General features: G+C 70.6%; 13 protein-coding genes. 3 read left to right on the top strand and 10 right to left on the bottom strand.

The window, feature by feature from the left end; translation table 11 throughout:
• From zwf to pgl, 3 genes are read left to right on the top strand one after another with little or no spacing between them, the layout of a single operon-like run.
• Entirely contained in the window at positions 1 to 1,533 is a 1,533-nt protein-coding gene (zwf, locus tag B082_RS0131025; RefSeq protein ID WP_018555691.1) for a glucose-6-phosphate dehydrogenase, read from the top strand.
• On the top strand, positions 1,530 to 2,549 hold the full coding sequence (gene opcA, locus B082_RS0131020; protein WP_018555690.1) for a glucose-6-phosphate dehydrogenase assembly protein OpcA: 1,020 nt from the start codon (positions 1,530 to 1,532) through the stop codon (positions 2,547 to 2,549). The genes zwf and opcA overlap by 4 nt, the downstream gene beginning before the upstream one ends.
• Positions 2,546 to 3,331, top strand: coding sequence for a 6-phosphogluconolactonase (gene pgl / locus B082_RS0131015; protein ID WP_018555689.1), 786 nt, complete (start codon positions 2,546 to 2,548; stop codon positions 3,329 to 3,331). Before opcA ends, pgl begins: the two co-directional genes overlap by 4 nt.
• A 69-nt stretch (positions 3,332 to 3,400) precedes the next feature.
• On the opposite strand, the gene pgi is transcribed toward pgl, so the two are convergent.
• The 10 genes from pgi to uvrC all read right to left on the bottom strand — a co-directional run bounded on the left by pgi (position 3,401) and on the right by uvrC (position 14,390).
• The gene (gene pgi / locus B082_RS0131010; RefSeq protein WP_026250371.1) at positions 3,401 to 5,065 is read right to left on the bottom strand and encodes a glucose-6-phosphate isomerase; all 1,665 of its coding nucleotides are present in this window, start codon (positions 5,063 to 5,065) and stop codon (positions 3,401 to 3,403) included.
• A gap of 150 nt (positions 5,066 to 5,215) precedes the next feature.
• The gene (locus tag B082_RS0131005; RefSeq protein WP_078622699.1) at positions 5,216 to 5,551 is read right to left on the bottom strand and encodes an RNA polymerase-binding protein RbpA; all 336 of its coding nucleotides are present in this window, start codon (positions 5,549 to 5,551) and stop codon (positions 5,216 to 5,218) included.
• A gap of 109 nt (positions 5,552 to 5,660) precedes the next feature.
• Positions 5,661 to 5,897, bottom strand: coding sequence for a preprotein translocase subunit SecG (secG, locus tag B082_RS0131000; RefSeq protein ID WP_018104607.1), 237 nt, complete (start codon positions 5,895 to 5,897; stop codon positions 5,661 to 5,663).
• A gap of 110 nt (positions 5,898 to 6,007) precedes the next feature.
• A complete protein-coding gene (tpiA, locus tag B082_RS0130995) occupies positions 6,008 to 6,784 on the bottom strand; it encodes a triose-phosphate isomerase (RefSeq protein ID WP_018555685.1) in 777 nt (258 codons plus the stop codon).
• Positions 6,785 to 6,790: 6 nt separating this feature from the next.
• Positions 6,791 to 8,002 (bottom strand): phosphoglycerate kinase, encoded by a 1,212-nt coding sequence (locus B082_RS0130990; protein ID WP_018555684.1) that lies wholly within the window; start codon positions 8,000 to 8,002, stop codon positions 6,791 to 6,793.
• Between the two features lie 111 nt (positions 8,003 to 8,113).
• Positions 8,114 to 9,124, bottom strand: coding sequence for a type I glyceraldehyde-3-phosphate dehydrogenase (gap, locus tag B082_RS0130985; RefSeq protein WP_018555683.1), 1,011 nt, complete (start codon positions 9,122 to 9,124; stop codon positions 8,114 to 8,116).
• Between the two features lie 259 nt (positions 9,125 to 9,383).
• Positions 9,384 to 10,373 carry a DNA-binding protein WhiA gene (whiA, locus tag B082_RS0130980; RefSeq protein ID WP_018104603.1) on the bottom strand — a complete coding sequence of 330 codons (990 nt, stop codon included), beginning with the start codon at positions 10,371 to 10,373 and terminating at the stop codon, positions 9,384 to 9,386.
• On the bottom strand, positions 10,364 to 11,398 hold the full coding sequence (locus tag B082_RS0130975; RefSeq protein ID WP_018555681.1) for a gluconeogenesis factor YvcK family protein: 1,035 nt from the start codon (positions 11,396 to 11,398) through the stop codon (positions 10,364 to 10,366). The genes whiA and B082_RS0130975 overlap by 10 nt, the downstream gene beginning before the upstream one ends.
• Complete coding sequence (gene rapZ, locus B082_RS0130970; protein WP_026250370.1) at positions 11,395 to 12,360, bottom strand: RNase adapter RapZ; 966 nt, start codon at positions 12,358 to 12,360, stop codon at positions 11,395 to 11,397. Before rapZ ends, B082_RS0130975 begins: the two co-directional genes overlap by 4 nt.
• Entirely contained in the window at positions 12,357 to 14,390 is a 2,034-nt protein-coding gene (gene uvrC / locus B082_RS0130965; protein WP_018555679.1) for an excinuclease ABC subunit UvrC, read from the bottom strand. Before uvrC ends, rapZ begins: the two co-directional genes overlap by 4 nt.
• Between the last annotated feature and the right edge of the window lie 25 nt (positions 14,391 to 14,415).

Here is a 14,415-nt window from a genome sequence, read left to right as displayed (position 1 = left end):
TTGTCTGGTGTTCCCGGAGCCAACCCGCTCCGTGACGCCCAGGACCGACGGCTCCCGCGCATCGCGGGGCCGTCGGGCCTGGTCATCTTTGGCGTCACGGGCGATTTGTCCCGTAAAAAGCTGATGCCCGCCGTCTACGACCTGGCCAACCGCGGCCTGCTGCCACCGGGCTTCTCGCTCATCGGCTTCGCGCGCCGCGACTGGGAGGACGAGGACTTCGCCCAGGTCGTGCACGACGCGGTCAAGGAGCATTCCCGTACGCCCTTCCGCGAGGAGGTCTGGCAGCAGCTCAGCCAGGGCATGCGCTTCGTGCCGGGCAACTTCGACGACGACGTGGCCTTCGAGACCCTCAGGGCCACGATCGAGGAGCTCGACAAGGCGCAGGGGACGGGCGGCAACTTCGCCTTCTACCTGTCCGTGCCGCCGAAGTTCTTCCCCAAGGTCGTCCAGCAGCTCAAGAAGCACGGGCTGGCCGACCAGAAGGACGGCAGCTGGCGCCGGGCCGTCATCGAGAAGCCGTTCGGCCACGACCTGGAGAGCGCTCAGGAGCTCAACCAGATCGTGCACGACGTCTTCCCGCCGAACGAGGTCTTCCGCATCGACCACTACCTCGGCAAGGAGACGGTCCAGAACATCCTGGCGCTGCGCTTCGCCAACACGATGTGGGAGCCGATCTGGAACAGGTCGTACGTCGACCACGTCCAGATCACCATGGCCGAGGACATCGGCATCGGCGGCCGGGCCGGCTACTACGACGGCATCGGCGCGGCCCGCGACGTCATCCAGAACCACCTGCTCCAGCTGCTGGCGCTGACCGCGATGGAGGAGCCCGGCTCCTTCCACCCCAAGGCCCTGGTCGCCGAGAAACTCAAGGTGCTCACGGCGGTCGAGCTGCCCGACGACCTGGGCAAGCACACCGTGCGCGGCCAGTACACGCACGCGTGGCAGGGCGGCCAGGAGGTCCCCGGCTATCTGGAGGAAGAGGGAATCGACCCCAAGTCGAAGACCGACACCTTCGCCGCGATCAAGCTGACGATCAACAACCGCCGCTGGGCGGGCGTGCCGTTCTACCTGCGGACCGGAAAGCGGCTCGGCCGCCGGGTCACGGAGATCGCGGTCGTCTTCAAGCGCGCCCCGTACCTGCCGTTCGAGTCCGGCGCCACGGAGGAGCTGGGCGGCAACGCCCTGGTCATCCGGGTACAGCCGGACGAGGGCGTCACGGTGCGGTTCGGCTCCAAGGTGCCCGGCACCTCGATGGAGGTACGGGACGTCACGATGGACTTCGCGTACGGCGAGTCCTTCACGGAGTCCAGCCCGGAGGCGTACGAGCGGCTCATCCTCGACGTCCTGCTCGGCGACGCCAACCTCTTCCCGCGCCACCAGGAGGTCGAGCTCTCCTGGAACATCCTCGACCCGATCGAGGAGTACTGGGACAAGCACGGCAAGCCCGCCCAGTACCCGGCCGGAACCTGGGGACCGGCCGAGGCGGACGAGATGCTCGCACGCGACGGACGGAGCTGGCGCCGGCCATGAAGATCGACCTCACGGAAACCACGTCCAGCAAGATCAACCAGGCCCTGGTCTCGGGCAGGCGCGCGGTCGGCGCCCCCGCCATCGGGATGGTTCTCACCCTCGTCATCGTCACCGACGAGGAGAACGCCTACGACGCGCTCAAGGCGGCCAGCGACTCCTCGCGCGAGCACCCCTCGCGGATCATCGCGGTCATCAAGCGGGTCAGCCGTTCGCCGCGGGCCCGCCGCGACGCGCGGCTGGACGCCGAGATCCGGGTCGGTTCCGACTCGGGTTCCGGCGAGACCGTCGTGCTGCGGCTGCACGGCGAGCTGGCCAACCACGCCCAGTCGGTGGTCCTGCCGCTGCTGCTGCCGGACGCCCCGGTGGTGGTGTGGTGGCCGCAGGACGCCCCCGCCGACCCGGCGAAGGACCCGCTCGGCGCCCTCTCCCAGCGTCGGATCACCGACACCTACTCGGCCGAGCACCCGCTCGACGAGCTGGCGGTGCGCGCGGCGACGTACCAGCCCGGTGACACGGACCTGGCATGGACCCGCATCACGCCGTGGCGCTCGATGCTGGCGGCGGCGCTCGACCAGCAGCCCGCCGAGGTCGTCTCCGCCACGGTCGAGGGCGAGTCGGACAACCCGAGCTGCGAGCTGCTGGCCATGTGGCTGGCGGACCGGCTGGGCGTTCCGGTGGAGCGCACCACGTCCGGCGGCCCCGGCCTCACCGCCGTCCGGATGGCGACGAAGAACGGCGACATCGTCCTGGACCGGGCCGACGGCTCGCTCGCCACGCTCTGCATGGTGGGCCAGCCGGACCGCGCGGTGGCCCTCAAGCGCCGCGAGACGGCGGAGCTGCTCGCGGAGGAGCTGCGCCGGCTGGACCCGGACAACGTCTACGAGTCCACGGTGAAGTTCGGTGTGGACCGACTCGACACGGCGGGCGTGCCCGCCGCCGAGGAGCCGGCCAAGGCCCCCGCCAAGGCGCCGGCCGCCAAGAAGGCCGCCCCGGCGAAGAAGGCGGCGTCGAAGTGAGCACGGTTCCGCAGCTCGTCGTGCACCGCGACAAGGAGCTGATGGCGCAGGCCGCGGCGGCCCGGCTGATCACGAGGATCGTGGACGCCCAGGCCGCGCGCGGCGATGCCTCGGTGGTGCTCACCGGCGGCCGCAACGGCAACGGTCTGCTGGCCGCGCTGGGCGCCGCCCCCGCCCGGGACGCGGTCGACTGGTCGCGGCTCGACCTGTGGTGGGGCGACGAGCGGTTCCTGCCGGAGGGCGACCCGGAGCGCAATGTCACCCAGGCCCGCGAGGCCCTGCTGGACGCGGTGGGGCTGGACCCCTCCCGGGTGCACGTCATGCCCGCGTCCGACGGCCCCTACGGCCCGGACGCCGACGCCGCGGCCGCCGGGTACGCGGCGGAGCTGGCCGCCGCGGCGGCGCCGCAGGACCACGGCCCGGTGCCGGAGTTCGACGTGCTGATGCTGGGCGTCGGCCCGGACACCCATGTAGCCTCGCTCTTCCCCGAGCTGCCGGCGGTACGGGAGACCGAGCGCACCGTCGTCGGTGTGCACGGCGCGCCCAAGCCGCCGCCCGTCCGTATCTCGCTGACGCTGCCCGCCATCCGGGCGGCGCGCGAGGTGTGGCTGCTGGCGGCGGGCGAGGACAAGGCGGAGGCCGTGGCCATCGCCCTGTCGGGGGCCGGGGAGATCCAGGCCCCGGCGGCCGGGGCGTACGGCCGGAGCCGCACGCTGTGGCTGCTGGACGCGGCGGCGGCCTCCCGCCTGCCACGCGCCCTGTACCCGCCGGCTTCCGCCTGACGGGCCGCCACCGGCCGTGCTCCCGGGCCCGGTCCGCTCTTCGCGAGCGGGCCGGGCCCGGGTGCGTGGTCAGCGGTCGCGCAGTTCGCGGTAGGCGGTGACGAGCGCGGCGGTCGAGCTGTCCAGCTGCTCCCCCGCGCCCTCGGCACCCTCGTCCCCGGTCAGCACGGGCTCGATCTTCTTGGCGAGGACCTTGCCGAGCTCGACACCCCACTGGTCGAAGGAGTCGATGTTCCAGACGGCTCCCTGGACGAAGACCTTGTGCTCGTACAGGGCGATCAGCTGGCCGAGCACGGAGGGGGTCAGCCGGTCGGCGAGGATCGTCGTCGTCGGGTGGTTGCCCCGGAACGTCTTGTGCGCCACCAGCTCCTCGGGGACGTCCTCGGCCCGTACCTCGTCCGGTGTCTTGCCGAAGGCCAGGGCCTGGGTCTGGGCGAAGAAGTTGGCCATCAGCAGGTCGTGCTGGGCGACCAGGCCGGGCAGCAGGTCATCGACCGGCTGGGCGAAGCCGATGAAGTCGGCCGGGATGACCTTGGTGCCCTGGTGGATCAGCTGGTAATAGGCGTGCTGCCCGTTGGTGCCGGGGGTGCCCCAGACGACCGGTCCGGTCTGCCAGTCGACCGGATTGCCGTCCCGGTCCACGGACTTGCCGTTGGACTCCATGTCCAGCTGCTGCAAGTACGCGGTGAACTTGGACAGGTAGTGGCTGTAGGGCAGCACGGCATGCGACTGGGCGTCGAAGAACGCGCCGTACCAGACGCCCAGCAGGCCGAGCAGCAGCGGGGCGTTCTCCTCCGCGGGGGCGGTGCGGAAGTGCTCGTCGACGAGGTGGAAGCCGTCGAGCATCTCGCGGAACCGGTCCGGGCCGATGGCGATCATCAGGGAGAGCCCGATGGCGGAGTCGTACGAGTAGCGGCCGCCGACCCAGTCCCAGAACTCGAACATGTTGGCCGTGTCGATGCCGAAGCCGGCGACCTTGTCGGCGTTGGTCGACAGCGCCACGAAGTGCTTGGCCACCGCGTCCTGACCGGCCCTCAGCCCGGTCAGCAGCCAGTCGCGGGCGGAGGTGGCGTTGGTGATCGTCTCGATCGTGGTGAAGGTCTTCGACGCGATGACGAACAGTGTCTCGGCGGGGTCGAGGTCGTGCACGGCCTCGTGCAGGTCGGCACCGTCGACGTTGGAGACGAAGCGGAAGGTGAGCGAGCGGTCCGTGAAGGAGCGCAGCACCTCGTACGCCATGGCGGGGCCGAGGTCGGAGCCGCCGATGCCGATGTTGACGATGTTCTTGATCGGCTTGCCGGTGTGGCCGGTCCACTCCCCCGACCTGACGCGGTCGGAGAAGGCCGCCATCTTGTCGAGCACGGCGTGGACGGCGGGCACCACGTTCTCGCCGTCGACCTCGATCACGGCGCCCCGCGGGGCACGCAGCGCGGTGTGCAGGACAGCGCGGTCCTCGGTGGTGTTGATCTTGTCGCCGCGGAACATGGCGTCGCGCAGTCCGGCGACGTCGGTGGCGGCGGCGAGCTCGCGCAGCAGCGCCAGAGTCTCGTCGGTGACCAGGTGCTTGGAGTAGTCGAGGTACAGGTCGCCGACCCGCAGGGTGTACCCGGTGCCGCGCGCCGGGTCGTCCGCGAACAGCTGGCGCAGATGGGTCGACCCGAGCTGCTCACGGTGCTTGCCCAGCGCCGCCCATTCCGGCGTCTGGTTGAGCCTGGTACGGCTTGTTGCGTTCATCCCGGACATCAGCCCACTTCTCTCGTAACCGCAGTTCCCCGCTGCCCCTCCAACCTAATTGATCAGGCGGCCGGACGTGACAGCGGCGGGCTGCGGCACGACGGAAGCAATCCGGCCGGGCACCCGTGGGGTGTCCGGCCGGTGAACGATTCAGATCTCGCCGCGGAGTTTCGCCAGGGCCTCGGCGAGGATGGCCTCGCCGTCCGCGTCGCTGCGCCGCTCGCGCACGTACGCGAGGTGCGTCTTGTACGGCTCGGTGCGGGGCGGGTCGGGCGGGCTGTCCCGGTCCTGGCCGGCCGGGAAACCGCAGCGCGGGCAGTCCCAGGTCTCCGGTACCTGCGCGTCATGGGCGAAGCTCGGCTGCGTCTCGTGCCCGTTCGAGCACCAGAACGAGATGCGGGCGCGTGGCGCGGACTCGCCGCGCTCGGCCTCCCCCATCGGCCCCGCTCCGACCCGGCTTCCCCGGATCGCGTTGCCACTTGCCACGGTCGTAACTCCCTGCGTGATGGTGCTCGAAGATGCCCCAGTCTACGTAAGGCCCAACGCGCGTCCAGTGAAAGGAGTTACACCGTCACCGGGAATCGCGTACGACGGGTCAGTTGTCCAGCTTGATGAGCAGGCCGAGCACCACGATGCACGCGAACCAGCCCAGACCGACCACGACGGTGATCCGGTCGAGGTTGCGCTCGGCGACCGAGGAACCACCGACGGAGGACTGCATGCCGCCACCGAACATGTCGGAAAGACCGCCGCCCTTGCCCTTGTGCATCAGCACCAGCAGCATCAGCAGCAGGCTGAAGACGATCAGGGCGATCTCGAACCCCAAAATCACGGCTGGTCCCTACTTTCCGGAAATCCTGACTGCATGTACGAACAACGGGGGCCGGGAGGCTGCCCTCCCCGGCCCCCGCAAGGGTACGACGGATCCGCGCTACCGCATACTCACTGGTCGCGGAAGCGGACGATCTTGACGAACTCGTCGGCGTCCAGCGCCGCGCCGCCGATCAGGGCGCCGTCGACGTCGGGCTGGGCCATGATCGCGGCCACGTTGCCGGACTTGACCGAGCCGCCGTACTGGATGCGGACCGCGTCGGCCAGCTCCTGCGAGTACAGCTCGGCGAGCCGGCCGCGGATCGCGCCGCAGACCTCCTGGGCGTCCTCGGGGGTGGCGACCTCGCCGGTCCCGATGGCCCAGACCGGCTCGTAGGCGACCACGATGGTCTCGGCCTGCTCGGCCGGGATGTCCTTCAGGGCGCCGTCGAGCTGCGCGAGGGTGTGCGCGACCTGGTCGCCGGCCTTGCGGACGTCCAGGCCCTCGCCGACGCACAGGATCGGGGTCAGGCCGTGCTTGTAGGCGGCCTTCACCTTGGCGTTGCAGACCTCGTCGGTCTCGCCGTGGTACTGGCGGCGCTCACTGTGGCCGACGGCGACGAAGGTGCACTTCAGCTTGGCGAGCATGGCGCCGGAGATCTCGCCGGTGTACGCGCCGGAGTCGTGCGCCGAGATGTCCTGGGCGCCGTACTTGATCTTCAGCTTGTCGCCGTCGACCAGCGTCTGCACGGAGCGCAGGTCGGTGAAGGGCGGCAGGACGGCGACCTCGACGGCGTCGTAGTCCTTGTCGGCCAGGGCGAAGGCGAGCTTCTGGACGTGGGCGATGGCCTCAAGGTGGTTGAGGTTCATCTTCCAGTTGCCCGCCATCAGCGGGGTGCGGGTGGTCATGAAAGGTCAGTCCTCCAGTGCGGCGAGGCCGGGAAGCGTCTTGCCCTCAAGGTATTCGAGGCTGGCGCCGCCACCGGTCGAGATGTGTCCGAACGCGTTCTCGTCGAAGCCCAGGATGCGGACGGCGGCGGCGGAGTCGCCACCGCCGACCACGCTGAAGCCCGAGGAGTCGACGAGGGCCTGGGCGACGGCCCGGGTGCCCTCGGCGAAGTCGGGGTGCTCGAAGACGCCCATCGGGCCGTTCCAGAAGACGGTGGCCGCGTCGGCGAGCTTCGATGCGTAGAGCTTGTTGGTCTCCGGGCCGTTGTCCAGCCCCATCTGCCCGGCCGGCATGGCGTCGGCGGCGACGGTGGAGGGGTTGGCCGGGGCCTTGGTCTTGAGGTCGGGGAACGCGGGGGCGACCACGACGTCGACGGGGAGTACGAACTCCACGCCCTTCTCCTCGGCGCGCCGCAGGTATTCGCGCACGGCCGGGATCTGGTCCTCCTGGAGCAGCGAGCTGCCGACCTCGTGGCCCTGGGCCTTGAGGAAGGTGTACGCCATGCCGCCGCCGATGAGGATGCGGTCGGCGCGCTCCAGCAGGTGGTCGATGACGCCGAGCTTGTCGGAGACCTTGGCGCCGCCGAGCACGACCGCGTACGGCCGCCGAACGTCGTCGGTGAGCTTCTTCAGGACGCCGACCTCGGTGGCGATCAGGTCGCCCGCGGCGTGCGGGAGCCGGGCCGGGAGGTCGAAGACCGAGGCGTGCTTGCGGTGGACGGCACCGAAGCCGTCGCCCACGTACAGGTCGGCGAGCTCGGCGAGCTGATCCGCGAACGCCCCGCGCTCGGCGTCGTCCTTGGAGGTCTCACCGGGGTTGAAGCGGAGGTTCTCGATGACGGCGACCCGGCCGTCGGTGAGGGCCGCGACGGTGGCGCGGGCGGACTCGCCGACCGTGTCGGTCGCGAAGGCCACGTCGGTGCCGAGCAGTTCACCGAGCCGGGTGGCGGCGGGGGCCAGCGAGAACGCCGGGTCCGGGGCGCCCTTGGGGCGGCCCAGGTGCGAGGCGACGACGACCCGGGCGCCGGCCTCGGCCAGCTTCCGGACGGTCGGGGCGACGGCGCGGATGCGGCCGTCGTCGGTGATGGTGGTGCCGCTCAGCGGCACGTTGAGGTCGGCGCGGACGAATACCCGCTTGCCGGCGACCCCTTCGGCGAGAAGTGCGTCGATCGTCTTCATCTGTCTGGACTCCTTGGAGGACGAGGGAGCATGCGAGGGGGCTCGAACGGCGCGGCGTTGCGCTGTTCGAGCCCCGTGCTCACATCGAGATGCCTGCCGGTTCGGCGCCGGTCAGAGCTGGCTGCCGACGAAGACGGTCAGGTCGACGAGGCGGTTGGAGTAGCCCCACTCGTTGTCGTACCAGCCGAGGATCTTCACCGTGTTGCCCTCCTGGACCATGGTCAGGGAGGAGTCGAAGGTGCAGGACGACGGGTCACCGACGATGTCCGAGGAGACGATCGGGTCCTCGGTGTAGGTCAGGAAGCCGTTCAGGTCGCCGTCGTCGGCGGCCTTCTTGAACGCGGCGTTGACCTCGTCCTTGGTGACCTCGCGCTGCAGGGTCACGACGAGGTCGGTGGCGGAGCCGGTCGGAACCGGGACGCGCATCGCGATGCCGTCGAGCTTGCCCTTGAGCTGCGGGAGGACCAGAGCGGTCGCCTTGGCGGCGCCGGTCGTGGTCGGGATGATGTTCTCGGCGGCGGCGCGGGCGCGGCGCAGGTCCGAGTGCGGGAAGTCCAGGATCCGCTGGTCGTTGGTGTACGCGTGGACCGTGGTCATGAGGCCCTTGACGATGCCGAAGTTCTCGTCGAGAACCTTGGCCATCGGGGCGACACAGTTGGTCGTGCAGGACGCGTTGGAGATGACGTGGTGGTTGGCCGCGTCGTACTTGTCCTGGTTGACGCCCATGACGATAGTGATGTCCTCCTCCTTGGCCGGAGCCGAGATGAGGACCTTCTTCGCACCACCCGCGATGTGCTTCGCCGCGTCGGCCTTCTTGGTGAAGATGCCGGTCGACTCGATGACGATGTCGACGCCCAGCTCACCCCAGGGGATGTCGGCCGGGTTGCGCTCGGAGAGCACCTTGATGGTGTGACCGTCGACGGTGATGGTGTCGGCGGTGTGGCTGACCTCTGCCTTGAGACGACCCAGGATGGTGTCGTACTTCAGCAGGTGGGCCGTGGTCGCAGTGTCACCCAGGTCGTTGACAGCCACGATCTCGATGTCCGCACCCTGCTCCAGCAGCGCGCGGAAGTAGTTACGACCGATGCGGCCAAAGCCGTTGATGCCTACGCGGATCGTCACGAACCGATCTCCTCGTTAGGTACGCCGGTTTTCGACGCCGGCGAGTTGTATGGGATGTCCCCGACCGCCTACGACCCTACCTCTCCGGAGCCGTCGGGGTGACATCGGCCACGGCCGGACGGACGCGGAAAGCCCGTACTCCCCAGTAGGAATACGGGCCTCCGGGCACCTTCCCCGGCCCCTCGCGACGATTACGCAGCGTCAACGCCCGCGGGTGCGCGGGCCGTTCCCGCCGCGGCGCCGGCGCCGGGCACGCGGGTCAGCCGACCAGTCCGTCGGCCAGCTCTTCGCTGAGAGTGGATTCCGTGCCGGGGATACCCAGGTCCTGGGCGCGCTTGTCGGCCATCGCGAGGAGCCGCCGGATGCGCCCGGCGACCGCGTCCTTGGTGAGCGGCGGGTCGGCGAGCGCGCCCAGCTCCTCCAGGGAGGCCTGCTTGTGCTCCATGCGCAGCCGGCCGGCCGCCGCGAGGTGCTCGGGGACCTCCTCGCCCAGGATCTCCAGTGCGCGCCCCACCCGGGCGCCCGCGGCGACCGCCGCCCTGGCCGAGCGGCGCAGGTTGGCGTCGTCGAAGTTGGCGAGGCGGTTGGCGGTGGCGCGGACCTCGCGCCGCATCCGCCGCTCCTCCCAGGCCAGCACCGATTCATGGGCGCCGAGCCGGGTGAGCAGGGCGCCGATCGCGTCGCCGTCACGGACGACGACCCGGTCCACTCCGCGCACCTCGCGGGCCTTCGCCGCGATGGAGAGCCTGCGGGCGGCGCCGACCAGCGCGAGCGCGGCCTCCGGGCCGGGGCAGGTCACCTCCAGCGAGGAGGAGCGGCCGGGCTCGGTGAGCGAGCCGTGCGCCAGGAAGGCCCCGCGCCAGGCGGCCTCCGCGTCGCAGGTGGCCCCCGAGACCACCTGCGGGGGCAGGCCGCGGATGGGGCGGCCCCGGCCGTCGACCAGGCCCGTCTGGCGCGCCAGCTGGTCGCCGCCCGCCACCACGCGTACGACGTAGCGCGAGCCGCGCCGCAGGCCGCCGGGTGCCATCACGATCAGCTCCGAGCTGTGCCCGAAGATCTCCAGGATGTCCCGCTTCAGCCGGCGCGCCGCCATCGCGGTGTCCAGCTCCGCCTCGATCACGATCCGGCCGCTCACCAGGTGGAGTCCACCCGCGAACCGAAGAATCGCCGAAACCTCTGCCTTCCTGCAGCAGGTCCGGGTCACGGGAAGCCGAGAGACTTCATCCTTCACCGCCGGCGTCATCGCCATGGGCCGATCCTTCCATGCATCCGAAAAATACGGTCGTACGCGGCGGCCAACAGCTCCGGATCATGGATCGGAACGCCGTCGGGTGAGGCCACGGGCGCCAGCTCGACCGCGGCGCCGAGCCTTTTCGCTGCGTCGGCGAGTGATTCGCGGTCGGGCACGGCGGCCTCGTCGGCCAGCACCACGTCCAGGGCGAGTTTAGGGGCGTGTCGTCCCAAAACCTCCAAATGACGCTGCGGTGAGAAGCCATCTGTTTCACCGGGTTGCGGTGCGAGGTTCAGTGAGAGGACCTTGCGGGCCTTCGTCTCGATCAGCGCGTCCAGCAGTTCGGGGACGAGCAGATGGGGGATGACCGAGGAGAACCAGGAGCCCGGACCGAGGACCACCCAGTCCGCGTCCAGCACGGCGGCGACCGCCTCGGGGACGGCCGGCGGGTCGGCCGGGACCACGTGCACCGACTGCACCTCGCCCGGGGTGAGGGCGACGGTGGCCTGGCCGCGCACGGTGTCCACGTCCTCCGGGCGGTCGGGGTCGTGGCCCTTGACCAGGGCCTGGAGCTCCAGCGGCACGGCGGACATGGGCAGCACCCGGCCGTGCGCGCCGAGGAGCTTGCCGACCAGGTCCAGGGCCTGGACGTGGTCGCCGAGCTGCTCCCACAGGGCGACGATCAGCAGATTGCCGACCGCGTGCTCGTGCAGGTCGCCCTTGGACTGGAAGCGGTGCTGGATGACCTGCGCCCAGGTCTGGCCCCACTCGTCGTCCCCGCACAGGGCGGCCAGCGCCTTGCGCAGGTCGCCGGGCGGCAGGACGCCCAGCTCTTCGCGGAGCCGCCCGCTGGAGCCTCCGTCGTCGGCGACGGTGACCACGGCAGTCAGGTCGCCGGTGATCCGCCGCAGCGCGGTGAGGGAGGCGGACAGGCCCATGCCGCCGCCGAGCGCGACGACCTTGGGCTGGGCGCCGCGCTTGCGCTTGGCGAACGCGGGCGTGGCACCGCGCAGCCGGCGCAGGCGCAGATTGCGGCTGGTCACTCGCGCCCCATGTCCCTGTGTACGAGCACGGTCTCGATCCCCTCGGTGGCGAGCCGCGCCGCCAGCTTCTCGGACATGGCCACGGAGCGGTGCTTGCCGCCCGTGCAGCCGACGGCGATGGTCACGTAGCGCTTGCCCTCACGGCGGTAGCCCGCGGCGACGAGCTGGAGCAGTTCGGTGTACTGGTTGAGGAATTCCTTGGCGCCGGGCTGGTCGAAGACGTAGGAGGAGACCTCCTCGTTGAGCCCGGTGAAGGGGCGCAGCTCCGGGACCCAGTGCGGGTTGGGCAGGAAGCGGCAGTCGACCACCAGGTCGGCGTCGACCGGCAGGCCGTACTTGAAGCCGAACGACATCACGGTGGCGCGCAGCTCCGGTTCCTCGTCGCCGGCGAACTGGGCGTCCATCTTGGCGCGCAGCTCGTGCACGTTGAGGCTGGAGGTGTCGATCACCAGGTCGGCGTCACCGCGCAGCTCGCGGAGCAGGTCGCGCTCGGCGGCGATGCCGTCGACGATCCGGCCGTCGCCCTGGAGGGGGTGGGGGCGGCGGACCGATTCGAAGCGGCGGACCAGTGCGTCGTCGGAGGACTCCAGGAAGACCACCCGGCGGGTGACGCCCTTGGCGTCCAGGTCGGCGAGGGATTCGCGCAGGTTGTCGAAGAAGCGGCGGCCGCGCACGTCCACGACGACGGCGATCCGTGCCACGTTGCCCTGGGAGCGGGCGCCGAGCTCCACCATGGTGGGGATCAGCGCGGGCGGCAGGTTGTCCACGACGAACCAGCCGAGGTCCTCCAGACACTTGGCAGCGGTGCTGCGCCCGGCGCCGGACATGCCGGAGATGATCACCAGCTCGGGGATGGCGGCCGCGCTGTCACCCGATTCGGTCGAGGTGCCCGTACTCACGTCTGCTGCTCCGTCTGTTCGGTCGGTGCGGTCGTGCCCGTGTTCATGTTCGTGGTCAGTCATGTCGTGCTGCCCCCGTCGTCCTCTTCCATGATCTCTCCTGTGGCCGTGTTCACGGCGGGTGCGGCCGGGGCGGCCGCCGCGAGGGCGACGGCCACTGATTCCGCCGTCCTGCGGCCTATCCCGGGAACCTCGCAGATCTCGTCGATTGTCGCCTGCCTGAGCTTCTTCACGGAGCCGAAATGTTTGATCAGGGCCTGTTTGCGGGTGTCCCCGAGACCGGCGACGGCGTCCAGGGGGCTGGAGCGGATGCGCTTGGCCCGCTTGGCGCGCTGGTAGGTGATGGCGAAGCGGTGGGCCTCGTCGCGGATGCGCTGGAGGAGGTACAGCCCCTCGCTGGAACGGGGCAGGACCACCGGGTCGTCGTCATCGGGCAGCCAGACCTCTTCGAGGCGCTTGGCGAGGCCGCAGACGGCGATGTCGTCGATGCCCAGCTCGTCCAGGGCCCGCTTGGCGGCGGCGACCTGCGGCTGCCCGCCGTCGACCACGAGGAGCTGCGGCGGGTACGCGAAGCGCCTGGGCCGGCCGTCGTCCTCGCGGGGCCCCTCGGCGGCCGGCTCGGCGGACGCCGGTACGGGGCCGGTGGGCGCCGGGCCCGTGGGGGCCGGGGTCTCCTCCCACTCCCCCGTGCGCTCCTTCTCCTGGAGGTAGCGGCGGAAGCGGCGGCTGATCACCTCGTGCATCGAGCGGACGTCGTCCTGGCCCTCGAAGCCCTTGATCTGGAAGCGGCGGTACTCCCCCTTGCGGGCGAGCCCGTCCTCGAAGACGACCATGGACGCCACGACGTCGTCGCCCTGGAGGTGGGAGATGTCGAAGCACTCGATGCGCAGCGGGGCGGTGTCCAGGCCCAGGGCCCCGGCGATCTCCTCCAGGGCCCGGGAGCGGGTGGTGAGGTCGGAGGCGCGCTTGGTCTTGTGCAGCCCGAGGGCCTGCTGGGCGTTGCGCTGGACCGTGACCATCAGGTCCTTCTTGTCGCCGCGCTGCGGGATGCGCAGGCTGACCTGGGATCCTCGGCGGTCCGCCAGCCACTGGGAGACCGCCTCGGGGTCCTCGGGGAGGGCCGGGACGAGGACCTCCTTGGGGACGGCGTCGCCGCTCTCCTCGCCGTACAGCTGCTGGAGGGCGTGCTCCACGAGGCCGGAGGTGTCGACGTTCTCCACCTTGTCGGTGACCCAGCCGCGCTGGCCGCGCACCCGGCCGCCGCGTACGTGGAAGATCTGGACGGCCGCCTCCAGCTCGTCCTCGGCGACCGCGATGAGGTCGGCGTCGGTGGCGTCGGCGAGGACGACGGCGCTCTTCTCCATGGCGCGCCTGAGCGCCTCGACGTCGTCACGCAGCCGCGCGGCCCGCTCGTACTCCATCTCCTCGGCCGCCGCCATCATGTCCTTCTCCAGGCGGCGGATGTACGTGCCGGTGCGGCCGGCCATGAAGTCGCAGAAGTCGTCGGCCAGTTCGCGGTGCTCCTCGGGGGTGACGCGGCCGACGCAGGGGGCCGAGCACTTGCCGATGTAGCCGAGGAGGCAGGGGCGGCCGGTGCGCGCGGCGTTCTTGAAGACGCCGGCGGAGCACGTACGGACGGGGAAGACCCGCAGCATCAGGTCGACGGTCTCGCGGATCGCCCAGGCGTGCCCGTACGGGCCGAAGTAGCGCACGCCCTTCTTCTTGGCGCCGCGCATCACCTGGACCCGGGGGAACTCCTCGTTCAGCGTGACCGCGAGGTAGGGGTAGCTCTTGTCGTCGCGGTACTTGACGTTGAACCGGGGGTCGAACTCCTTGATCCAGGAGTATTCGAGCTGGAGCGCCTCGACCTCGGTGGAGACGACGGTCCACTCCACGGAGGCGGCCGTGGTCACCATCGTGCGCGTGCGCGGGTGGAGGCCGGAGAGGTCCTGGAAGTAGTTGGCCAGGCGCTGGCGCAGGCTCTTGGCCTTCCCGACGTAGATCACCCGGCGGTGTTCGTCGCGGAATTTGTAGACCCCCGGGGAGTCGGGGATCTGTCCCGGCTTGGGGCGGTAGCTGGAGGGGTCTGCCATGTCTCCCACCCTACTTGCGGGCAGT

The organism is Streptomyces sp. ATexAB-D23 (assembly GCF_000373645.1).
Taxonomy (GTDB): domain Bacteria; phylum Actinomycetota; class Actinomycetes; order Streptomycetales; family Streptomycetaceae; genus Streptomyces; species Streptomyces castrisilvae.
The sequence above is the reverse complement of the archived record's forward strand: the minus strand, read 5'-3'. Positions and strand labels throughout refer to the sequence as shown.

What these genes read in the sequence shown, in the direction of transcription:
- opcA (WP_018555690.1), top strand. Translation starts at nt 1,530, where the DNA reads ATGAAGATCGACCTCACGGAAACCACGTCCAGCAAGATCAACCAGGCC.
- pgi (WP_026250371.1), bottom strand. Translation starts at nt 5,065, where the DNA reads ATGAACGCAACAAGCCGTACCAGGCTCAACCAGACGCCGGAATGGGCG.
- tpiA (WP_018555685.1), bottom strand. Translation starts at nt 6,784, where the DNA reads ATGACCACCCGCACCCCGCTGATGGCGGGCAACTGGAAGATGAACCTC.
- B082_RS0130990 (WP_018555684.1), bottom strand. Translation starts at nt 8,002, where the DNA reads ATGAAGACGATCGACGCACTTCTCGCCGAAGGGGTCGCCGGCAAGCGG.
- whiA (WP_018104603.1), bottom strand. Translation starts at nt 10,373, where the DNA reads ATGGCGATGACGCCGGCGGTGAAGGATGAAGTCTCTCGGCTTCCCGTG.
- rapZ (WP_026250370.1), bottom strand. Translation starts at nt 12,360, where the DNA reads ATGACTGACCACGAACATGAACACGGGCACGACCGCACCGACCGAACA.
- uvrC (WP_018555679.1), bottom strand. Translation starts at nt 14,390, where the DNA reads ATGGCAGACCCCTCCAGCTACCGCCCCAAGCCGGGACAGATCCCCGAC.